The sequence below is a fragment of the Polaribacter sp. Hel1_33_96 genome (assembly GCF_002846595.1).
Taxonomy (GTDB): Bacteria; Bacteroidota; Bacteroidia; order Flavobacteriales; family Flavobacteriaceae; genus Polaribacter.
The window spans coordinates 2,070,005-2,091,167 of sequence record NZ_PJMV01000001.1 but is presented as its reverse complement, the minus strand read 5'-3'; the positions used below and the strand labels follow the sequence as shown (position 1 = coordinate 2,091,167).

At 33.5% G+C, this 21,163-nt stretch carries 20 protein-coding genes and 1 tRNA gene; 20 read left to right on the top strand and 1 reads right to left on the bottom strand.

Features of this window, described 5'->3' with window-relative positions:
- Position 1: 1 nt before the first annotated feature.
- The 4 genes from ATE90_RS09150 (at position 2) to ATE90_RS09135 (ending at position 2,706) form a co-directional block, all read left to right on the top strand.
- A complete protein-coding gene (locus ATE90_RS09150; RefSeq protein ID WP_036784884.1) occupies positions 2–394 on the top strand; it encodes an ExbD/TolR family protein in 393 nt (130 codons plus the stop codon).
- Positions 395–438: 44 nt separating this feature from the next.
- Positions 439–1,266, top strand: coding sequence for an energy transducer TonB (locus ATE90_RS09145; protein WP_101451319.1), 828 nt, complete (start codon positions 439–441; stop codon positions 1,264–1,266).
- Between the two features lie 17 nt (positions 1,267–1,283).
- Positions 1,284–2,492 (top strand): bifunctional folylpolyglutamate synthase/dihydrofolate synthase, encoded by a 1,209-nt coding sequence (locus ATE90_RS09140; RefSeq protein ID WP_101451318.1) that lies wholly within the window; start codon positions 1,284–1,286, stop codon positions 2,490–2,492.
- Between the two features lie 139 nt (positions 2,493–2,631).
- Positions 2,632–2,706, top strand: a tRNA-Val gene (locus tag ATE90_RS09135).
- Positions 2,707–3,330: 624 nt separating this feature from the next.
- On the opposite strand, the gene ATE90_RS09130 is transcribed toward ATE90_RS09135, so the two are convergent.
- Complete coding sequence (locus ATE90_RS09130) at positions 3,331–4,248, bottom strand: phosphatase PAP2 family protein (RefSeq protein ID WP_101451317.1); 918 nt, start codon at positions 4,246–4,248, stop codon at positions 3,331–3,333.
- Positions 4,249–4,770: 522 nt separating this feature from the next.
- Between ATE90_RS09130 and ATE90_RS09120 the strand changes: the two genes are divergently transcribed.
- The 16 genes from ATE90_RS09120 to ATE90_RS09045 all read left to right on the top strand — a co-directional run bounded on the left by ATE90_RS09120 (position 4,771) and on the right by ATE90_RS09045 (position 21,120).
- Complete coding sequence (locus tag ATE90_RS09120) at positions 4,771–6,048, top strand: nucleotide sugar dehydrogenase (protein ID WP_101451315.1); 1,278 nt, start codon at positions 4,771–4,773, stop codon at positions 6,046–6,048.
- Entirely contained in the window at positions 6,048–6,980 is a 933-nt protein-coding gene (locus ATE90_RS09115) for a Gfo/Idh/MocA family oxidoreductase (protein WP_101451314.1), read from the top strand. Before ATE90_RS09120 ends, ATE90_RS09115 begins: the two co-directional genes overlap by 1 nt.
- 32 nt (positions 6,981–7,012) lie before the next feature.
- Complete coding sequence (locus tag ATE90_RS09110; RefSeq protein WP_101451313.1) at positions 7,013–7,438, top strand: adenylyltransferase/cytidyltransferase family protein; 426 nt, start codon at positions 7,013–7,015, stop codon at positions 7,436–7,438.
- A gap of 5 nt (positions 7,439–7,443) precedes the next feature.
- Positions 7,444–7,878 carry an adenylyltransferase/cytidyltransferase family protein gene (locus ATE90_RS09105; protein ID WP_101451312.1) on the top strand — a complete coding sequence of 145 codons (435 nt, stop codon included), beginning with the start codon at positions 7,444–7,446 and terminating at the stop codon, positions 7,876–7,878.
- Between the two features lie 8 nt (positions 7,879–7,886).
- Positions 7,887–8,837, top strand: a complete 951-nt coding sequence (locus tag ATE90_RS09100; protein ID WP_101451311.1) for a GDP-L-fucose synthase family protein — start codon at positions 7,887–7,889, stop codon at positions 8,835–8,837.
- A gap of 200 nt (positions 8,838–9,037) precedes the next feature.
- Positions 9,038–9,430, top strand: coding sequence for a four helix bundle protein (locus ATE90_RS09095; RefSeq protein ID WP_200879720.1), 393 nt, complete (start codon positions 9,038–9,040; stop codon positions 9,428–9,430).
- A gap of 369 nt (positions 9,431–9,799) precedes the next feature.
- Entirely contained in the window at positions 9,800–10,927 is a 1,128-nt protein-coding gene (gene gmd / locus ATE90_RS09090; RefSeq protein WP_101451310.1) for a GDP-mannose 4,6-dehydratase, read from the top strand.
- A 200-nt stretch (positions 10,928–11,127) separates the two neighbouring features.
- Positions 11,128–11,592: a UpxY family transcription antiterminator gene (locus ATE90_RS09085; RefSeq protein WP_101451309.1), complete on the top strand. Its 465-nt coding sequence runs from the start codon at positions 11,128–11,130 to the stop codon at positions 11,590–11,592.
- A 1,053-nt stretch (positions 11,593–12,645) separates the two neighbouring features.
- The gene (locus ATE90_RS09080) at positions 12,646–14,058 is read left to right on the top strand and encodes a nucleotide sugar dehydrogenase (RefSeq protein ID WP_101451308.1); all 1,413 of its coding nucleotides are present in this window, start codon (positions 12,646–12,648) and stop codon (positions 14,056–14,058) included.
- 48 nt (positions 14,059–14,106) lie between these two features.
- Complete coding sequence (locus ATE90_RS09075) at positions 14,107–15,042, top strand: UDP-glucuronic acid decarboxylase family protein (protein WP_101451307.1); 936 nt, start codon at positions 14,107–14,109, stop codon at positions 15,040–15,042.
- A gap of 471 nt (positions 15,043–15,513) precedes the next feature.
- Positions 15,514–16,506, top strand: coding sequence for an FAD-binding oxidoreductase (locus tag ATE90_RS09070; RefSeq protein WP_101451306.1), 993 nt, complete (start codon positions 15,514–15,516; stop codon positions 16,504–16,506).
- A gap of 10 nt (positions 16,507–16,516) precedes the next feature.
- The gene (gene rfbF / locus ATE90_RS09065) at positions 16,517–17,290 is read left to right on the top strand and encodes a glucose-1-phosphate cytidylyltransferase (RefSeq protein ID WP_101451305.1); all 774 of its coding nucleotides are present in this window, start codon (positions 16,517–16,519) and stop codon (positions 17,288–17,290) included.
- On the top strand, positions 17,281–18,354 hold the full coding sequence (gene rfbG, locus ATE90_RS09060) for a CDP-glucose 4,6-dehydratase (protein WP_101451531.1): 1,074 nt from the start codon (positions 17,281–17,283) through the stop codon (positions 18,352–18,354). The genes rfbF and rfbG overlap by 10 nt, the downstream gene beginning before the upstream one ends.
- A 2-nt stretch (positions 18,355–18,356) precedes the next feature.
- Complete coding sequence (gene rfbH / locus ATE90_RS09055) at positions 18,357–19,682, top strand: lipopolysaccharide biosynthesis protein RfbH (protein ID WP_101451304.1); 1,326 nt, start codon at positions 18,357–18,359, stop codon at positions 19,680–19,682.
- Between the two features lie 3 nt (positions 19,683–19,685).
- Positions 19,686–20,228, top strand: a complete 543-nt coding sequence (locus ATE90_RS09050; protein WP_172824248.1) for a dTDP-4-dehydrorhamnose 3,5-epimerase family protein — start codon at positions 19,686–19,688, stop codon at positions 20,226–20,228.
- A 1-nt stretch (position 20,229) separates the two neighbouring features.
- A complete protein-coding gene (locus ATE90_RS09045) occupies positions 20,230–21,120 on the top strand; it encodes an NAD-dependent epimerase/dehydratase family protein (RefSeq protein WP_101451303.1) in 891 nt (296 codons plus the stop codon).
- Positions 21,121–21,163 lie beyond the last annotated feature (43 nt).

Sequence of the window (21,163 nt, the reverse complement as noted above, 5' to 3'; positions counted from 1 at the left end):
TATGAATTTACGCGGAAGAAATAAAGTAGATCCATCATTCAATATGTCGTCCATGACGGATATTGTTTTTTTATTGTTGATATTTTTCATGCTTACATCAACATTGGTAACCGTGAGTGCAATCGATGTTTTATTGCCAAAAGCCGGAGGGAAAACAGAGAATAATAAATCTGTAGCGGTAACCATAACCAATAAATCATTATTTTATATTAATAAAACAAGGGTAAGTGCAGCAAGATTAGAGCGCGAGATTTTAAAAAGTGTAGGAGGCGATAAAAAGAAAACAATTGTTATTAGGGGAGATAAAGATGTTCCCTATAAAAATGTGATGAAAGTAATTGACATTGCAAATAAGAATAAATTAAAGATGATTTTAGCCGTAAAAGGCAAGTAATAAATTGTTTTGCAAGATTTTGTTTTGCAGATATAAATGTGAAAATGGCACTATTAGACACCAAACATAAACGAAAATCAGCAATAATCACAGCGAGTATATTGCTGTTTTTGTTGTTTGTTATTTTTAATTTTGGGATGCAATATATAGATCCGCCAGAAGAATATGGTTTGGCAATAAATTTTGGAGATGCTACTGTTGGAAGCGGAAACCCTGTTGAAGAAACGAAGAAAATTTCAGTACCAAAAGTAGTGGAGAAAGAAGTCGTTCTTGAAGAAGAGGTAAAAGAGACTCCCAAAGAAACAATTAAAGAAGAAATGATAACTGAGGACACATCAAAGGAAGTGTCTGTTGTAGAGAAGCAAAAAGAAGTTAAAAAGTCGGTAGAGAAGGATATCAAGAAAGAGATTCCAAAAGAAATCCCGAAGCCTAAGCCATCCAAAGAAACTACAGACGCACTAAATAGCTTGTTAAACGGAAATACCTCTGATGCAAATCAGAAAGGTGAAGGGGATGATAGAGAAGACGGTGTAAGAGGAAGTGAAAAAGGAGACGCAGATGTTTTCAAATATTATGGAAATACTGGAAGTAGTGCTGGAGGAAATTATAATCTTGCAGGAAGGAAAGCCTTGTCAAAACCTATAAAACAGCCAGAATGTCAAGAAGAAGGAATTGTTGTGGTCAGAATTGTTGTGGATAAAAACGGCAAAGTCATTCGTGCAATTCCGGGTATAAAAGGCTCTACAAATACGGCTGCATGTTTATTAAAACCGGCAAAAGAAGCTGCCCTTAAAACCACATGGAATGCAGACGAAAAAGCACCAAATAATCAAATTGGAACTATTATTTATAAGTTTTCTTTAACGAAATAATCACCTATTTTTGCAATATGAATTACCAACAAACATTAGATTGGATGTTTGCACAATTACCAATGTATCAAAGAGAAGGTAAAACTGCGTTCAAAAAAGATTTAACCAATATTTTATTATTTTCTGAGGTTTTAAACTTTCCTGAGAGAAAGTTTAAAACCATTCATGTTGGTGGTACCAATGGAAAAGGTTCTACCAGTCATATGTTAGGGTCTATTTTACAAGAAGCAGGTTATAAAGTAGGTTTGTATACTTCACCGCATTTAAAAAATTTTACAGAGAGAATTAGAATAAATGGCAGAGAAATTCCGAAGCGCAGAGTAACCTCGTTTATCAATAAACAGAAAGGTTTTTTGGGAAAAAAAAAATTGTCCTTTTTTGAAATGACTGTTGGTTTGGCTTTTGATTATTTTGCAAATGAAAAAGTGGATATTGCTATTATAGAAGTAGGACTGGGAGGAAGGTTAGATTCTACAAATATTATTACTCCAGAAATCGCTGTAATCACAAATATAGGATTAGATCACACACAATTTTTAGGGGAAACATTACCTGAAATTGCCTATGAAAAAGCCGGAATTATAAAAAATAAGATTCCAGTAGTTATTGGAGAAAAACAAACGGAAGTATTGGATGTTTTTTTAGAGAAGGCAAAAGAATGTCAATCTGAAATCTATTTTGCTTCAAATGATGTTAAAAATTATCCGTTAGATTTATTAGGAGATTATCAGCGGGCAAATAGTAAAACGGCTGTTGCTGCAATTCAGCAATTACGTGGATTTACGATTTCAGAAAAAAATATTTTGGATGGTTTATTGCATGTGGTGAAAAATACAAACTTAAAAGGAAGATGGCAGGTTTTGCAAGAGAATCCGAAGGTGATTTGTGATACTGCGCATAACAAAGAAGGTTTAGCTATTGTTTTAAATCAGCTTAAAAAAGAGCAATATAAAAAGCTACATATTGTTCTCGGAGTTGTCTTGGACAAGAATTTAGATGATATTTTACCGATGTTTCCAAAAGAAGCCACCTACTATTTTTGTAAGCCAAATATCCCAAGAGGGCTTTCGGAAGTTGTTTTACAAGAAAAAGCGACAAATTTTGATTTGTATGGTAAAAAATATATGACAGTAAAAAAAGCTTTAGCAGCAGCTTTAGATAATGCAAATCAAGAAGATACAATTTATATTGGAGGTAGTACTTTTGTAGTTGCAGAAATAATTTAAATAAAAGTTCATTTTTCTTTTGGTAGAGTTAAAATCTATTTTATATTTGCCACCGCTTAGGGAACTAAGCGAAATAAGTTCAAAGCTTCCTATATAAAATTATGAAGTTATTCCTTTTCAATAGGAATTAAAAAGTAGAGGGCAATTAGCTCAGTTGGTTCAGAGCATCTCGTTTACACCGAGAGGGTCGGGGGTTCGAATCCCTCATTGCCCACATCAATCAAAATCCTGACGATTTTTCGTCAGGATTTTTTGTTTTCAAAAAAGCGAAATGTATTTCAGCCTTTTTTGAAGACAAAAAATAATGAGTATGCAGTGCGCAGGATTGTATTTGCAGCAGCGGTTTCAATGAGGTATCTGCAATCCCTTGCCTTTGTTAGGGCAAAGCAATGAATCAAGTCCAAACTTGTTGGGTTTTAGAATTATGCAAAAATAGTATTTAGTCTTAAAAGTAAGAATTCTATATTTCTTGCCTCTCTGCATTGTGCTATAAAGGCTTTAATTTTTTTCTAATACTGACGGGGTGGCATTAAAAGACTCAACTGAAGCGTCTGTGCATCAATTAACAATATAGTCGAGGATGTTTTTAATGAAGAGATGTTGTTCTAGAGATACTTTGGAAGCTTTTTAACGGTGTTTGCTTGACCAATTTTAGTATAGGTAGAATGACCATTAGATTCAGTTTGTCATTCATGGCAAGTATGACTGTTAGAAATTGATTTTTTTGATAAAAGAAATGCCTCACTTCTAAGTTACGCTGAACAATTTAAGTCAAAATGTATTTTGGTTTCATTCGCGTTCTGCATAATACTTAAGTTTTCCTTGGTAACTCGTTTACCTAAAAAGTACCAACGATTCTTAAGCCTGTAAATTCTGGAGAAAATTGTGGTGTATAGCTTAAAGTAATCTTCTTTGGTTTTGTTCTATCTAAAATACCTCTTGCTTTCCAACTGCTTCTTACAACAGACCGTCCTATTAAAGTGCCTAAAATTCCACCAACAACCATGTCGCTAAACCAATGCTGGTGGCCTTTAACGTTCGAAAAAAATACAGCGCTCATAACTCCATAAGGAATCCAATAATTATCATACTCCATTTGAATTACCTTGGCTAGAGCAAAAAAAGTAGTGAGATGCATTGAAGGCATACCTGTTGCTTTCCAATCTGAAAAAATTATTTCGTTTTCTCTACTATTAAAAAAGTCCCAATTATTATTGGTAAAAGGTTGGCCTTTGGTAGTGGTGTTTAATGGACTTTCCGGTCTATTTCGGCCAAAAATCGTTTTTAAAGTAATTTGCGTAATTAATGTTGAGTACGCGATAGCTTTAAAAGAATTAATTCCCACATATTGCCCCTTTTCACTATTACCAATTAAAGACCCAATATACAACCCAATAATGGGATAAGTCAGATATGAGTTTTGACCATTTATCCATTCATTTTTTGTGTTTTTTAAAAAATCAGGAGCTATATTGGGTAAATTATAATCTATATTGGGCTCAACATGGTTCTGCCAAGCTTTGGTAGTAATTTTATCAGTGGCAATTAAACCCAAAATACCAGCGGCATAGTAGCCAGTTTTTTTCCAATTATCTGAAACCTCCTTTCCTAAAAATACAAAATCACTTGGTATGGTGTTAAAACTAGTTTTGATGACAGAGCCAGCGGTTTGAAAGAGATTTTTCTTTTTAGGTTGATTTTGAGAAAAAATAGAGAGGGAAAAAAATAGCAGAAGGCATTTTAAAAAGAGTTTCATCTTAATGATTTTTATGTTTTTTGATTCAAAAAATTTTTACCCAAAAATACAATTAACCAACAAAATAATTCTAAAAAAATAAAAGTTTTCTTTTTAGAATTTATATTAACAATTGCTTTTGCTATTTTTTTTATCATCTTTCGATGATGAATATGATTTTTTAATGAGGCTGAGTCATTATAATCACTGGTTCTCTTGCATTTGTTTTTAGGAAGTTTAGCATACATCTGTTGAAATCATATCTCGTATTATTTTTAGCTCGATTAAGAGGAAGTATATTTGGTTATCGTCATTCTAAATCATGGTTTTGTTTCTTTTCCTCCAGTATTTTTATGCTTCTGTTATTCCAAAACTTAACCGGCCGATTGGTAGGAGCGCTTTTACCAATTCCGAAATATAATTCTGGCATATCTTATTTTTGGTAATTAGATTTGTATTAAAAGCATTAAATTTTTAAAAATGATTTCATACATCTCATAAAAAACCTTTTTTGTAAATTTACATTCTCAAAATATATAATTTGTGAGTAAAATTAAAATAGGAATTATTGGGCTTGGTTATGTCGGCTTGCCACTTGCTAGGCTCTTTGCAACAAAATATGCGGTTGTTGGTTTTGATATCAATTTGAATAGAGTTGCAGATTTAAAAAAGGGAACAGACTTTACGCAAGAAGTGGATGACAGTTTGCTAAAAGAAGTTCTTACCAATGATTCTAATCCTGAAGTTGGTCTTTTTATTACGGCTGATTCAGAATTTTTGCAAGATTGCAATTATTATATTGTTACAGTTCCCACTTCGGTAGATAAAAACAATCAACCTGTATTAAAACCATTACTTTCTGCGAGTAAAACCATTGCGAAATACTTGCAAAAAAACGACATTGTCATTTATGAATCAACTGTTTATCCCGGAGCTACTGAAGAAGATTGCATTCCTGTTTTAAAAAAAGAATCGAATTTAGTTTTCAATAAAGATTTTTTTGTAGGCTATTCCCCCGAAAGAATTAGTCCTGGAGACAAGGTGAGAACTGTAGAAAATATTTTAAAAGTTACTTCAGGTTCTACGATTGAAACAGCCAAAAAAGTAGATGCGCTGTATAAATCTGTGATAAACGCAGGTACCCATTTAGCACCTTCTATAAAGGTTGCAGAGGCTTCAAAGATAATAGAAAATTGTCAACGAGATATCAATATTGCTTTTGTAAATGAATTGTCAAAAATATTTAGTTTAATGGATATTAACACCAGCGAAGTTTTAGAGGCAGCCTCTACCAAATGGAATTTTCTTCCGTTTAAACCCGGTTTGGTTGGTGGTCATTGTATTGGTGTTGATCCTTTTTATTTAGCTCAAAAAGCCCAGCAATATGGTTATTATCCAGAAATTATTCTTTCTGGAAGAAGGTTAAATGACAGTATGGGGCATCATATTGCTTCTGAAGTAGTCAAGTTGATGATTGATAAAGAGTTGAAGGTGAAAAGAGCTTCGGTTTTAATTTTAGGGATTACCTTTAAAGAAAATTGTCCAGACATCAGAAATACAAAAGTAATTGATTTATATCTTGCGCTAGAAAGCTATGGGCTTCAAGCGGATGTTTATGATCCTTGGGCTAAAAAAGAAGAAGTAAAAGAGGTGTATGATATCGATTTAATTGATGAAGTGTACAGCAAGAAATATGACGTTATTGTACTAGCAGTAGCGCATAAAGAGTTTAAAAATATTGATATTGTACAATTGAAGAACAAAGAAGCTGTGGTGTATGATATCAAAAATTTTTTAGCAATTAAAGATAAAAGTTTATAATGAAAAATTTTGCATTAATAGGGGCTGCAGGATATATTGCACCAAGACATTTAAAAGCGATTAAAGAAACAAATAATCAATTAATTGCTGCCTTAGATAAGTTTGATAGTGTGGGGATACTAGATAGTTATTTTCCAAATGCCAACTTTTTTGTTGAATTCGAACGTTTTGACCGTCATATAGAAAAATTAAAAAGAGCCGGAGTTTCTTTAGATTATGTAAGTATTTGTACGCCAAATTATCTACATGATGCACATATTAGAATGGCGTTAAGAAGAGGAGCAGATGCAATTTGTGAAAAACCTTTAGTTTTAAATCCATGGAATGTAGAGGCTTTAAAAGATATTGAAAAGGAATCTGGTCAAAAGATACATACTATTTTACAATTAAGGCTGCATCCAAGTATTATTGCCTTAAAAAATAAAGTAGCTGCTGAACATAAAAAAGAAAAATACGAGGTAGATTTAACCTATATCACATCAAGAGGGAAGTGGTATGATGTTTCTTGGAAAGGCAATGAAAGCAAATCTGGTGGAATTGCCACCAATATAGGAGTTCATTTTTACGACATGTTGTCTTGGATTTTTGGGGATGTGCAAGAGAATATCGTGCATGTAAGAGAGAAAAATAAAGCTGCTGGATATTTAGAGTTTAACAATGCCAGAGTGCGTTGGTTCTTGTCTATTGATGAAAATGATTTGCCGGAATTTATAAAAGAGAAAGAACAAAGAACTTTTCGTTCCATTACGATTGATGCGCAAGAACTAGAATTTAGCGCCGGTTTTACAGATTTGCATACAAAAAGTTACAAGCAAATTTTGAAAGGAAATGGTTTTGGACTTGAAGATTCTGAGAAATCTATAAATATAGTGCATGATATTAGGAATTTAACAATAAGTACTGCAGGGGTTAAGCATCCCTTTTTAAAATAAACAAATATAGCTATCTTTGCCAAAAATAAATCATGAAGAAAAAAGCAATTATTGTATCAGGATATTTTAATCCTATTCACAAAGGACATTTAGAGTATTTTAATAATGCTAAAGAGTTAGCACATGAGCTTTTTGTAATTGTGAATAGCGATTTGCAAAGAGGACTCAAAGGTTCAAAAGAATTTCAAAAAGAAGCCGAACGTTTATTTATTGTACAGAATATCAAAGCCGTAGACAAGGCGATGATTTCTGTAGACCAAGACAGAACGGTCTGCGAATCGATTCGCACGCTATTTGAAACGTACGGAGCCGAATACGAACTAGGTTTCGCTAACGGAGGAGATCAGGATAACAACTCCATTCCGGAAGCACCTATTTGTAAAGAATTAAACATTCAACTAATTGATGGTTTAGGAGACAAGATCCAATCTTCTTCTTGGCTATTAAATAAACAATAAATTTTATGAAAGTAGGAATCACTTTTAGTGCTTTTGATTTGTTTCATGCAGGACATGTTAAAATGTTAGAAGATGCGAAACAAGAATGCGATTACTTAATTTGTGGTTTACAAACCGACCCTACTTTAGATCGTCCAGAAAAAAATATGCCGGTTCAATCTGTAGTAGAGCGATACATCCAATTAAAAGGCTGTAAATATGTAGATGAGATTGTGCCGTATGCAACAGAGCAAGATTTAGAAGACGTATTGCGTTCTTTTAAAATTGATGTGCGTATTGTGGGTGATGAATATGCACACAAACCCTTTACAGGTCGTGAATACTGCGAGCAATCGGGCATCAAACTTTTTTACAATAAAAGAGAACACCGTTTTTCTAGCAGCGGATTGCGCAAAGAAGTACAAGAAATAGAAAACGCCAATAGTAAAAAAAGTAAGTAAACCTTTTTATGGAGAAAAATACCAAAATTTATATTGCAGGACATAGAGGTATGGTGGGTTCTGCGGTGTGCAGATCATTAGAAAAAAAAGGATACACCAACTTAATAGGTAGAACCAGCAAAGAATTAGATTTAAAAAATCAACAAGCCGTTTTAGATTTTCTTCAAAAAGAAAAACCAGTAGCCATTATTGATGCTGCCGCAAGAGTGGGTGGTATTTTGGCAAACAACGATTTTCCCTATCAATTTTTGATGGAGAATATGCAAATTCAGAATAATTTAATTGATAGTGCTTTAAAAGCAGGAATTGAGAAATTTGTGTTTTTAGGGAGCTCTTGTATTTATCCAAAATTTGCACCACAACCTTTAAAAGAAGAATACTTATTAACAGACTCATTAGAGCCTACCAATGAATGGTATGCCATTGCAAAGATTACAGGTGTAAAACTTTGTCAGGCGATTCGGAAGCAATTCAACAAAGATTATGTAAGCTTAATGCCTACCAATTTGTATGGTCATTATGATAATTTTGACTTGCAAACTTCTCATGTGTTGCCAGCAATGATTCGTAAGTTTCATGAAGCAAAAGAAAATAACCATGCCGATGTAGTGTTATGGGGCAGTGGAACTCCAATGCGAGAGTTTTTATTTGTAGATGACATGGCAGAAGCGGTCGTGTATGCTTTGGAAAATGAGTTGCCAGAATATTTATACAATGTGGGTTCAGGGAAAGACATTACGATTAGAGAGCTGGCAGAAACAATTCAGAACGTAATAGGCCACCAAGGTCAAATTATTTGGGATACGGAAAAACCAGATGGAACACCAAGAAAATTAATGGATGTTTCAAAGATGAAGTCTATTGGATGGCAATATTCGACAGAATTAAATGAAGGGATTGAGAAAACCTACGATTGGTATTTAGAGAATATAGGGAGTTTTAAGGAAGTGAAGATGTAGGATGTGAGTGGGTTTAGGGGTTATGTGTTTAGGGGTTTAGGTGTTTCGAGGTTTAGGGTTTATGTGTTTAGAGGGTTATGTGTTTAGAGGGTTAGAGATTAGATGTTTAGGGATTATGTGTTTAGGGTTTAGAGGTTTTATTTTAAACAATTAAACAATTAAACAAGCAAGTAACCAATAAAAAAATAAAAAAAATAAGTTTGAGCTATAAAATATATTCATTTGAAAAACTAGATGTATATCAAGCGGCACGCAAATTTAAAATAGACATAAAAAAAATGAGTTCATTATTTCCAAAAGAGGAACGTTTTGATTTAATAAGTCAAATGAATAGGGCATCTGCGAGTATTTCAGCTAATTTAGCGGAGGGCTCTGGTAGATCTTCAAATTTTGACCAAGCACATTTTACAAATATCTCTTATGCTTCTGGTTTGGAAACTATAGACCATTTGAACACAGCTTTGGATATGGAATATATTAATAGAGAAAAATATACTACGTTAAGAGTAGATTTAGATACAATACTTAGGAAACTGAATGCCCTTTATAAATTTCAGATAAATAATAATAAAACGTTAAAGAAGAAAATGTAAATAAAGTTTAGAAGTTTAGAGTAACTAACTAATCTCTAACCTTTAAACCCTAACCAAAATAAAGTATAAATATAAGTTTGGAGCTTAGAAGTTTAGCGTTTAGACTAATCACTAACTAAACCCTAACCAACTAACCAACTAAACATTTAACCGTTTAAAAACGAATAACGAATAACGAACAACGAAACAATATGGTATCTGTTATGGGTTACTACTAAACTTTTAACCACTTAAACTTTTAACCGTTAAAACGAACAACGAACAACGAAACAATATGGTATCTGTTATGGGTTACTACTAAGTTTTTTAACAATTAAACTTTTAACCACCTAAACATTTAACCGTTTAAAAACGAACAAACGAAAAACTATGAAAGTAGCATTAATTACAGGAATTACAGGACAAGATGGTTCTTATTTAGCAGAATTGCTCTTGGAAAAGGGGTATATGGTGCATGGTATCAAGCGGAGATCATCCCTGTTTAATACAAACAGAATAGATCATCTCTACCAAGATCCACATGATCCAGATCAAAGATTAAAGTTGCATTATGGAGATTTAACGGATGCAATGAACCTGACACGTATCATCCAAGAATGTCAACCAGACGAGATCTACAATCTAGGAGCAATGTCTCATGTTGCTGTTTCTTTTGATACGCCTGAATACGTAGGGAATGTTGATGGACTGGGAACTTTACGGATATTAGAAGCAGTACGAATCTTAGGTTTAGAAAAGAAAACAAGAATTTATCAAGCATCAACGTCCGAATTATATGGAGGGATGCCAGAAAATAAAAATGAAAAAGGTTTTTATGATGAATCTTCGCCGTTTTACCCACGATCTCCTTATGGAGTAGCGAAGATATACGGATTTTGGATCACTAAAAACTATCGTGAAGCATACAATATGTTTGCTTGTAACGGAATCTTATTTAATCATGAGTCACCAAGAAGAGGGGAGACTTTTGTAACAAGAAAAATAACCCGTGCAGTTGCAAAAATAGCATTAGGACTGCAAGAAAAAGTGTTTCTAGGAAATTTAGAAGCCAAACGTGATTGGGGGCATGCGAAAGATTATGTACGAATGATGTGGATGATTTTACAAGCAGACCAGCCAGAGGACTGGGTAATTGCAACAGGAGTAACGACTACCGTAAGAGACTTTGTTCGTATGGCTTTTGGGGAAGTAGGTATCGAATTAGAGTTTAAAGGAAGGGGAGTAGAAGAAAAAGCTTTTGTTACGGCATGTAATCATAATGATTTTCAGATACCAATAGGGAAGGAAGTTTTATCGGTTGACCCATCTTATTTTAGACCTACAGAGGTCGATTTGTTAATTGGAGACCCTTCGAAGGCTAAAAATAAATTAGGTTGGATTCCAGAGCATGACTTGGCTTCTTTGGTAAAAGATATGATGGCCGGTGATGTTACGTTAATGCAAAAAGATTTGGTGCTGTTAAAAGCAGGTCATGAAATATGGAAACAGGCTGAGTAAAATAGATACGGACCTAATCTGAAATTAACTAAAAAAGATTGGTATATAAAAGGTGAAAAGTATGTCACCTTAAATACTGTTGGCTTAGTGACATAGTAACCGAACAGAATAAAGAATTAGGTAAAAATATTGTTTACATAGGAAGTTGTCTAAATACGAACTAAGAGTTAAAAATTGTTGGCTTAAAAAAATCTAGACGAATGAATTGGTTTGTAATTTATACAAAATCTCGACAAGAAAAGAAGGTTGCCCTGGAGTTAGAAAAGATGGGCATTACTGTGTACTGCCCGATGATAAATCAAATTCGGCAATGGTCCGATCGTAAAAAAAAGGTCGAAGTGCCACTGATGAGCTCCTATGTATTTGTTCAGTTAAAAGAAAGAGATCGTGAAGCTGTATTTGAGGTTCCTGGCATTGTTCGATATGTATATTGGTTAGAAAAACCAGCGATTGTTCGGGATGAGGAGATTGTTGTAATGAAAGCATGGCTGTCAAATCAAACGGTGGAGGCAAAGGTAGAAGGTTTACGACGCGGCGATCGAATGAAAGTGTCCAGTGGTGTTTTTGAGGGGAAGGAAGGTTTTGTTGAAGAAATAAGTAAAAACAGAGTACTGCTTTTATTGCCAGATTTGGGAATGAAAATTACGCTCAACAGAAACTTATAAAATAGTAAAAGACTTTTTATAAAAGAGAGTAAGAAGATTAAAGAGCTCATAAAAGTTACTGGCTACTTCTAAGGCGTAGAGGTTTTTTTTAATAAAATTAAATACAAGAATTGCAGTAAAATGTGACTGAAAGGGCGAAGCCGTTCAAGGACTTCACTAGTTTAAAATTATAGTGAATTAGATGCAGAGCAATTTTCCTATAGATTTTAGCGAATTAGAGCAATTGTTATAGTAGCTAAAATAAAACGAGTCGATTTCATAAGTAACCAAACCGATTGGTTTGCATGTAAATAGGGATTTGCAAAAATAATCACAGAACGTATTTCAGTTAAATTAAAGAAGCTATGTTTAAAAAAGCAGATGAATTAAACCTTAGATTATGCAGTAAAATTTTAGATTTCAGTAGAATTATAAAGGTTAAATTCTCGAATTAATAGATTACACCGTATATTTTTTAGAGTATAATAATAATAATCTTTGAAGTGATAAATTGTTGCTTATTTAAGCCAGTTATAGTGCTAATTTAGTAGGTTTGCACAGAATTATTCAAAAAAAGTTAGTAGAAATGGGACTGACAGAGCGAAGCCGTGGAAAACTGTTAAATTTTAGCGAATATTTTTTAGCAAACATACATTTATCTTTATGACTATATCACTTAAAAATTTCTTGAGAACACTGGATGAATAGAATAGTAAAAATGTAATAAGGGGAGGTTTTTCTACTATTTTTTAGTTAAACAACGAACAACGAACAACGAACAACGAACAACGAACAACGAACAACGAACAACGAACAACGAAGATTAAACATCGAACAACAAATTCGTCAATCGATTCTCGTCCATCGAACAACGAACATTGAAGTAAAGGACATGATGCAAGTAGCTATGTTTTTAATGAAAGATGATGTTGATTTGATAAGAATAACTTTTGAAATTTTAATTTAAGCGAAGTAAAGTGTTATAAAAAAATAAATCGAATTCAGCTGTTGTGACTAGTCATTATGTATCCGTGCAAGCTTACTCAGTAGGAATAATTAAAATAACCAAATAATATGAAAAAAATCACAAATATTTGTTGCTTAGGAGCAGGCTACGTTGGTGGACCCACCATGTCAGTAATCGCTTTAAAAAGTCCTGAAATAAAAGTAACGGTAGTCGATTTAAATGCAGCTCGTATTGCTGCTTGGAATGATGAAGACTTAGAGAAATTACCTGTATACGAACCAGGATTGGCAGAAGTCGTAGGTCAGGCACGTGGAAAAAATTTATTTTTCTCAACGGATGTGGATGCAGCTATTGCAGCAGCAGATATGATTTTTATTGCTGTAAATACACCCACCAAAACCTATGGTGAAGGAAAGGGAATGGCGGCTGATTTAAAATTTGTAGAGCTCTGTGCACGGCAAATTGCGGAAGTAGCAACTACCGACAAAATCATCGTTGAAAAATCCACCTTACCAGTGCGCACAGCAGAAACACTACAAACTATTTTGGATAGCAATGGAAATGGTGTGCATTTTGAAGTATTATCCAATCCCGAATTTTTGGCGGAAGGCACTGCCATTGACGATTTATTAAATGCAGACAGGGTCTTGATTGGTGGGCAACAAACACCAAGCGGACAAGTTGCGATACAATCTTTGGTAGATGTGTATTCAAATTGGTTAAGTCCGAAACAAATATTAACGACTAATGTTTGGTCTTCCGAATTATCAAAATTAACTGCAAATGCTTTTCTAGCACAGCGTATTTCTTCTATCAATGCCTTATCTGCTTTGTGTGAAGCTACAGAGGCTGATGTTGATGAAGTAGCGCATGCAATTGGCACAGATAGTCGTATTGGTCCTAAGTTTTTAAAAGCCTCTGTTGGTTTTGGAGGTTCTTGTTTTCAAAAAGACATTTTAAATCTAGTATATTTATGTCGTCATTTTAATTTGCCGGAAGTTGCCAATTACTGGGAACAGGTAATTATTATGAACGATTATCAAAAATATCGTTTTGCTAAAAGTATCATCACCACATTATTTAATACGGTAAATGGCAAGAAAATAGCGTTCTTAGGTTGGGCCTTTAAAAAAGACACCAATGATACGAGGGAGTCTGCTGCTATTTATGTAGCCGAACACTTAATAGAAGACGGTGCAGAAATCCATGTATACGACCCAAAAGTATCTGAAAGTAAAATCACAGCTGACATGCGTTATGTATGGGAGTTGAAGGGTTTAACTGAGGAGAAAATAAATCAAAAGTTAGCTCAAATATTTGTCTATACAAACCCAATGGAGGTAGTCCATGAGGCACATGCGGTGGCAGTGTTAACGGAGTGGGATGAATTTGAAAGTTATGACTGGAAAGCTATTTATACCAATATGTATAAGCCAGCTTTTGTGTTTGATGGTCGTAATATTTTGGATATTAAGAAATTGACTTCCATTGGTTTTCAAGTAAAAGGAATAGGTAAATAATAAATTTAATAAAGATCTATTTTATGTTTAATTAAGTAAAATAAGAATATGAAGAAAATATTAATAACAGGAGGTGCTGGTTTTGTGGGTTCACATTTATGTAAACGTTTATTAAACGAAGGGAATGAGGTGCTGTGCTTGGATAATTATTTTACAGGAGATAAAAAAAACATACTAAAATTATTGGACAATCCTTACTTTGAAATGGTGCGTCATGATATTACAGAACCCTATTATGCGGAAGTAGATGAAATTTATAATTTAGCCTGTCCGGCTTCTCCAGTGCATTACCAATTTAATCCCATAAAAACAATGAAGACCTCTGTAATGGGTGCTATTAACACCTTAGGTTTGGCAAAGCGTGTAGGGGCTAAAATTTTACAAGCAAGTACCAGTGAAGTGTATGGAGATCCTTCAGTGCATCCGCAACCAGAAAGTTATTGGGGAAATGTCAATCCGATTGGCATTCGTTCTTGTTATGATGAAGGGAAGCGCTGTGCTGAGACCTTATTTATGGATTATCACATTCAAAATAAGGTAGCGATTAAGATTATTAGAATTTTTAATACGTATGGTCCAAATATGAACCCTTCAGATGGGCGCGTGGTTTCTAATTTTATCATGCAAGCATTAAGAGGAGAGAACATTACGATATTTGGAGACGGCTTGCAGACACGTTCCTTTCAATATGTAGATGATTTGGTAGAAGGTATGATTCGTATGATGGCATCAGAACCTTCATTTTTAGGACCTGTGAATCTCGGAAATCCGAATGAATTTACCATGTTAGAACTGGCACAAGCAGTCATTCGTTTGACAAATTCAAAATCCACCATTATTCATATGCCTTTGCCACAAGATGATCCAAAACAACGGCAGCCAGAGATTTCTCTAGCAAAAGAAAAATTAAAGGGGTGGCAGCCGAAGATAGAGCTAGAGGAAGGACTTGGAAAAACAATTTCCTATTTTGAATCATTATTTTAGAAAAATTTAAAGACATTAACTGTTATCTTTATAATAAGCAATAATATTTTACTATTACAATAAATATTATTTACTGAATAAATTTGAAATGATTTATACAGGGTACAAATCTTAAACTACACAATTTTTGGATTTTAAGAAATATCATAACACGTGCAGTCTTTAATTAACGAGGTAGTAAATTTTAGTTGAATATTGATCTAGTTAATCTTTAATATCACTTATAATCTTTTTCCTTCGAATAGTCTAATGTGATTGATATTGCAAATTAATTTAAGGTGTTTAAAAGTGTAACTTATATTTTTTTATAATACAATAATGAACAGTATTATAATACGTAAGAATTTGTGTAAAATAGTAAAACAGATGGAATATGAAAATGGTACTAATAGAAGTAGTAATAAATTTTATTAGTTGTTAAGCTAATCATTTTTATAAAATGTAACAATAGAATAACAATAATAGATTACAATGTTCAAAATAGAATTAAAAAACAATAAAACCTTTATTTGCGATTCAACTACAACCATTTTTGAAGCGGCAAAATCGGCTGGAATATTTTTAGAACACAGTTGTTTAACAGCAAGATGTAGAAGTTGTGTTGTTAAAATTGCTGAAGGTGCTACAAAAGATAAATTTGATGATTTGGTGTTATCTGATGATGAGAAACGACAAAATTTTGCACTTTCATGTAATGCAATACCAACGACTGACTTAATGCTAGACGTTGAAGATCTGGGTAATGTTACCTTGTACGAAAAGAAAATTGTACCGGCCAAAATTCAATCGATTCAAAAACTTACACACGATGTGATCAAAGTCAGTTTAAGATTACCTCCGAATGCCAATCTTAAATACAATTCTGGACAATATGTCAATTTAATCAAAGGAAACCTTAAAAGAAGTTATTCAGTAGCCAATGCCTTTAAAGAAAAAACAAGCTTGGAGTTCTTTATCAAAAAATATGAAAAGGGATTGATGAGTCAGTATTGGTTCGAGGAAGCTAAGGAGAACGATTTATTACGAATGGAAGGTCCTTTAGGTTCTTTTTTTCTAAGAGAATCTAACTATGAAAATATCATTTTTTTAGCAACAGGTACAGGGATTGCGCCTATCAAAGCAATCCTTGAGAACATTCAAGAGTCTGCTTCTGATTTTAAACATAAAAAGTTTTGGGTTTTTGTGGGTGCGCGATATAAAGAGGATTTATTTTGGGAGCCCAACTTTGAAAATAAAAATATAGAAGTCAATTATATCCCAGTACTTTCTCGTCAAAAAGAAGATTGGTTTGGAGACCAAGGATATGTACAAGATGCAGTTTTAAGAAGTACTATCGATTTAGAGCTTACGCAAGTCTATGCTTGTGGCTCTAATGAAATGATACAAGCTGCAAAAGAGGTATTTATAAAAAACAGGTTGTCGGAAAGTAATTTCTTTTCAGATGCCTTTGTAGAAACAAATTAAAAAAGCAAATATGAAAGCAGTAATTTTAGCAGGTGGTTTAGGAACGCGATTAAGTGAGGAAACAGTTTCAAAGCCAAAACCAATGGTTGAAGTAGGCGGAAAACCAATTTTATGGCATATTATGAAGACTTATTCTCATTATGGAATCAATGATTTTATTATTTGTTGTGGTTATAAAGGATATGTAATAAAAGAATATTTTGCCAATTATTTCAAACACCAATCCGATTTGACTTTTGACATGAAGGGTAATAAAATGATTATTCATGAGAAAAGAGCAGAGCCATGGACGGTTACCTTAATTGATACAGGGGATGAATCTATGACGGGCGGAAGATTAAAACGAGTTGCACCCTATTTAGAAGGAGAAGAGAGTTTTTGTTTTACCTATGGAGATGGCGTTGCGGATGTTGACATAAAAGAACTGCTTAAATTTCATAAAGCGCATGGAAAAGATGCTACATTAACAGCTACGTTTCCTCCAGGAAGGTTTGGAGCCTTAGAGATTGTTGATGGAGAAGTTAAACGTTTTCAAGAGAAGCCAAGAGGAGATGGTGCTTTGATTAATGGTGGCTTTTTTGTATTGTCTCCTAAAGTTATTGATCGTATTGAAAACGATAAAACAGTTTGGGAGCAGGAACCTTTAAAAGGATTGGCAGCAGACAATCAATTAATGGCATTTAAACACAATGGATTTTGGCAACCTATGGATACTTTAAGAGATAAAACGCATTTGGAAGAATTATGGGATACTAATAAAGCGCCTTGGAAACTATGGAAGTAACAAAAGGAAAAGTAGCTGCTTCATTTTGGAGTGATAAACGTGTTTTTTTAACAGGGCACACTGGATTTAAGGGGGCGTGGTTGTCTTTATGGTTGCAGTCGATGGGTGCAGTTGTAAAAGGATATTCTCTTGAGCCTAACACGACACCAAATCTTTTTACAGAAGCGGGTGTAGCTGAAAATATGGAGACAGAAATTGGAGATATTAGAAACGAAGCTCAGATAGCAGAGAGCATGACTGTTTTTAATCCAGATGTTTTAATTCATATGGCAGCGCAACCATTGGTAAGGCTTTCTTATCAAGAGCCTGTAAATACGTATACGACCAATGTTATTGGTACTGTTCATGTATTAGAAGCGGCAAGGAAATGCCCTAATCTAAAATCAATTGTTTCAGTTACAACCGACAAGTGTTACGAGAACAAAGAATGGGATTGGGCATATCGTGAAAATGAGCCTATGGGAGGACATGATCCATATAGCAGTAGTAAAGGCTGCGCAGAATTGGTAACTTCGGCTTACAGACGTTCTTTTTTTAACACGGAAAATTCGGCGTCTCTAGCTTCGGCGAGAGCAGGAAATGTAATTGGCGGTGGAGATTGGGCAGACGATCGCTTAATTCCGGATATTTTAAATGCTTTTGAAAAATCTGAACCGGTAGTTATTAGAAATCCTTTATCTACGAGACCGTGGCAACATGTGTTAGAACCACTTTCAGGATATTTAGTACTTGCACAACAATTATATGAAAAAGGAGACGAGCTTGCAGGAGGCTGGAATTTCGGACCAAAAGACGATGGATGTAAACCTGTAAATTGGATTTTAGATAAAATGGTAGCACAATGGGGAAATGGAGCTAGTTGGGAGTTAGACAAAGCCAACAATCCTCATGAAGCTGGTTTTTTAAAATTAGATTGTTCTAAAGCAGCTAATAAATTAAAATGGCAACCAAAATGGAGTTTAGAAGAATCTTTAAAATTAATAATTAATTGGCATCAAAAATTCCTTAAAGGAGCCGATGTTAGAGATCAATGTATAAAAGAAATTAATAACTACTACAAATAAGTATGGAATCACAACAAAAATTAGATAATTTAAGAAAAGAAATTGCAGGTTTAGTCTCTAAATATGCAGAAGAGCAATACAAACCGCAACCTTTTATTGGTGGGGAAACAGTGGTTCCTCCTTCAGGAAAGTTATTAGGAGAAGAGGAATTACAGAATATGGTGTCAGCATCTTTAGATGGTTGGTTAACCACCGGAAGATTTAATACCGAATTTGAACAGAAATTAGCAGCTTTTTTAGGCGTTAAATATTGTTTATCTGTAAATTCAGGATCTTCAGCTAATTTGGTTGCATTTAGTACACTAACATCTCCAAAGTTGGGAGACAGAGCGATAAAAAAAGGAGATGAAGTAATAGGAGTAGCCGCAGGTTTTCCTACAACAGTAAACCCAATTGTTCAATTTGGAGCGATTCCTGTTTTTGTAGATGTAGACATCAAAACACACAATATAAATGCCGATTTAATTGAAGCAGCGATTACGCCTAAAACCAAAGCAATTATGTTAGCGCATGCTTTGGGGAATCCTTTTAATTTAGGGAAAGTGACAGAGTTGTGTAAAAAATACAATTTGTGGTTGATTGAAGATACCTGTGATGCTTTAGGAGCAGAATACAATGGACAAAAATGCGGGACATTTGGAGATATAGGGACTTTAAGTTTTTATCCAGCTCACCATATGACCATGGGAGAAGGTGGTGCTGTTTTTATGAACAATCCTGAATTAAAAGTGATTGCAGAATCTTTTAGAGATTGGGGACGCGATTGTTATTGTCCACCTGGATGTGATAATACTTGTGGCTGTCGCTTTGATCAAAAACACGGGGATTTACCTTATGGTTATGATCATAAATATGTGTATTCACATTCTGGATATAATTTGAAAATTACTGACATGCAGGCTGCTTGTGGTTTGGCTCAGTTGGAGAAATTAGATTTTTTCATTGCAAGAAGACGTGAAAATTATGCCTATTTAAGAGAAAAATTACAAGCAGTAAATGAGTTTATTCACTTGCCTGTGGCTACTGAAAACAGCAATCCTTCTTGGTTTGGTTTTCCAATAACGTTAAAAGATGGTTGTGGAGCTACTAGGGTAGACGTTACTAAGTTTTTAGATACACATAAAATCGGATCCCGTTTGTTATTTGCAGGAAACTTAACAAAACAACCTTATTTTAAAGATGTAGAATATCGTATCGTTGGTGATCTTACTCATACGGATAAAACAATGAACGACACTTTTTGGATTGGAGTTCAACCAGCTTTAACCAATGATCATCTTGATTTTGTTGTAGAAAAAATGGAAGAGTTTTTTGGATTAAATTTTTAATTGATGACTTTAGAAACTACTATTTTAGAAGGTGTTTTTATTATTAACAACTTCAATGCTTCTGACGAAAGAGGACTTTTTGTAAAGACCTTTAACAAAGAAACTTTTGAGAATAATAATATACCATTTTCTATTAGAGAATCTTATTTTTCTTTAAGTAAAAAAAACGTGATCAGAGGGATGCATTTTCAAATGCCCCCTCATGATCATGAAAAATTAGTTTATGTACCCATAGGGGCAATATTGGATGTTGTACTTGATTTAAGAAAAGAGTCTGAAACTTATATGAAACATTTTAGTGTAGAATTAACTGATAACAATTACAAGTCAATTTTTATACCAAAAGGTTGTGCTCATGGTTTTAAGGCTTTGGAGGATAACACTATAACAGTTTATAATGTAGCCACAGAATACAATGCCAATGCTGATATGGGTATTAAATATGATTCCTTTGGTTATAATTGGCAATTAGAAGCACCAATTTTATCAAATCGAGATATTGATTTTTTAACCTTTAAAGAGTATATGATTAATAATCCTTTTTAGTATGTGTAAAAGAATTTTAATAACAGGAAGTACAGGATTTGTTGGTAAACACTTAATTCCAAAATTAATTGAAAATGAATATGATATTTTAGAAATTACAAGAAGTATATCTAAATCAGATGATTTTTTTGGAAATAAAACACAAAAAATTGAGGTTAATGATGCTAATTTTAATCAAAAGATTAAATTTTTTAAACCAGAAATTGTAATTCATTTAGCATCCTATTTAACTTCTTCGGATGAATGGACAGATGTTGAAAAACTTGTTGATACTAACATTCTTTTTTTGTCAAAAATATTAGATGCTGTAAAAACAAATGAGTTAAAATTATTTGTAAATACCGGAACATTTGCTGAATATTTTAAAGGCGATGGTGAATTACTTCCCGCTTATTTTTATGCTGCAACTAAAACGGCTTCGAGAGCTATAGTTGACTATTATGCTAATGCTTATGATTTTAAACAGACAACAGTAGTACCCTATACAATTTATGGGGGTGTTGATACTCAAAAAAAAATAATAGATTTAATTTTTGATTCTACCAATTCTAAAGAGCCTTTGCAACTATCATTAGGAGAGCAAGTGTTAGATTTTATTCACATAGATGATGTAGTTAATTTTTACTTAAGCTTAATAGATAACATAAACATATTGCCTAATACAAGTGAGTTTAAATTGGGTACAGGTATAGGAACCAACTTAAAAGAATTGGCAAAAATAGTAGAAGAAGTTTCTGGTGAAAAAACAAATATTAATTGGGGAGGCAAGCCTTATAGAAAATCTGATGTTATGTATGCTGTAGCGGACCAACGACAAAATAAAAATATTTTAGGTTGGTTTAATAAAATAAATATTGAGCAAGGAGTTAAAATTAAAATTAATGATAAGTAAATTACTGATTTTTTTCAAGAAGGGTTATACTTTTTTAACAAGA

Coding starts and splice junctions, on each gene's coding strand:
- ATE90_RS09150 (WP_036784884.1), top strand. CDS start 2: ATGAATTTACGCGGAAGAAATAAAGTAGATCCATCATTCAATATGTCG.
- ATE90_RS09145 (WP_101451319.1), top strand. CDS start 439: ATGGCACTATTAGACACCAAACATAAACGAAAATCAGCAATAATCACA.
- ATE90_RS09140 (WP_101451318.1), top strand. CDS start 1,284: ATGAATTACCAACAAACATTAGATTGGATGTTTGCACAATTACCAATG.
- ATE90_RS09130 (WP_101451317.1), bottom strand. CDS start 4,248: ATGAAACTCTTTTTAAAATGCCTTCTGCTATTTTTTTCCCTCTCTATT.
- ATE90_RS09115 (WP_101451314.1), top strand. CDS start 6,048: ATGAAAAATTTTGCATTAATAGGGGCTGCAGGATATATTGCACCAAGA.
- ATE90_RS09110 (WP_101451313.1), top strand. CDS start 7,013: ATGAAGAAAAAAGCAATTATTGTATCAGGATATTTTAATCCTATTCAC.
- ATE90_RS09105 (WP_101451312.1), top strand. CDS start 7,444: ATGAAAGTAGGAATCACTTTTAGTGCTTTTGATTTGTTTCATGCAGGA.
- ATE90_RS09100 (WP_101451311.1), top strand. CDS start 7,887: ATGGAGAAAAATACCAAAATTTATATTGCAGGACATAGAGGTATGGTG.
- gmd (WP_101451310.1), top strand. CDS start 9,800: ATGAAAGTAGCATTAATTACAGGAATTACAGGACAAGATGGTTCTTAT.
- ATE90_RS09085 (WP_101451309.1), top strand. CDS start 11,128: ATGAATTGGTTTGTAATTTATACAAAATCTCGACAAGAAAAGAAGGTT.
- ATE90_RS09080 (WP_101451308.1), top strand. CDS start 12,646: ATGAAAAAAATCACAAATATTTGTTGCTTAGGAGCAGGCTACGTTGGT.
- ATE90_RS09075 (WP_101451307.1), top strand. CDS start 14,107: ATGAAGAAAATATTAATAACAGGAGGTGCTGGTTTTGTGGGTTCACAT.
- ATE90_RS09070 (WP_101451306.1), top strand. CDS start 15,514: ATGTTCAAAATAGAATTAAAAAACAATAAAACCTTTATTTGCGATTCA.
- rfbF (WP_101451305.1), top strand. CDS start 16,517: ATGAAAGCAGTAATTTTAGCAGGTGGTTTAGGAACGCGATTAAGTGAG.
- rfbG (WP_101451531.1), top strand. CDS start 17,281: ATGGAAGTAACAAAAGGAAAAGTAGCTGCTTCATTTTGGAGTGATAAA.
- rfbH (WP_101451304.1), top strand. CDS start 18,357: ATGGAATCACAACAAAAATTAGATAATTTAAGAAAAGAAATTGCAGGT.
- ATE90_RS09050 (WP_172824248.1), top strand. CDS start 19,686: ATGACTTTAGAAACTACTATTTTAGAAGGTGTTTTTATTATTAACAAC.
- ATE90_RS09045 (WP_101451303.1), top strand. CDS start 20,230: ATGTGTAAAAGAATTTTAATAACAGGAAGTACAGGATTTGTTGGTAAA.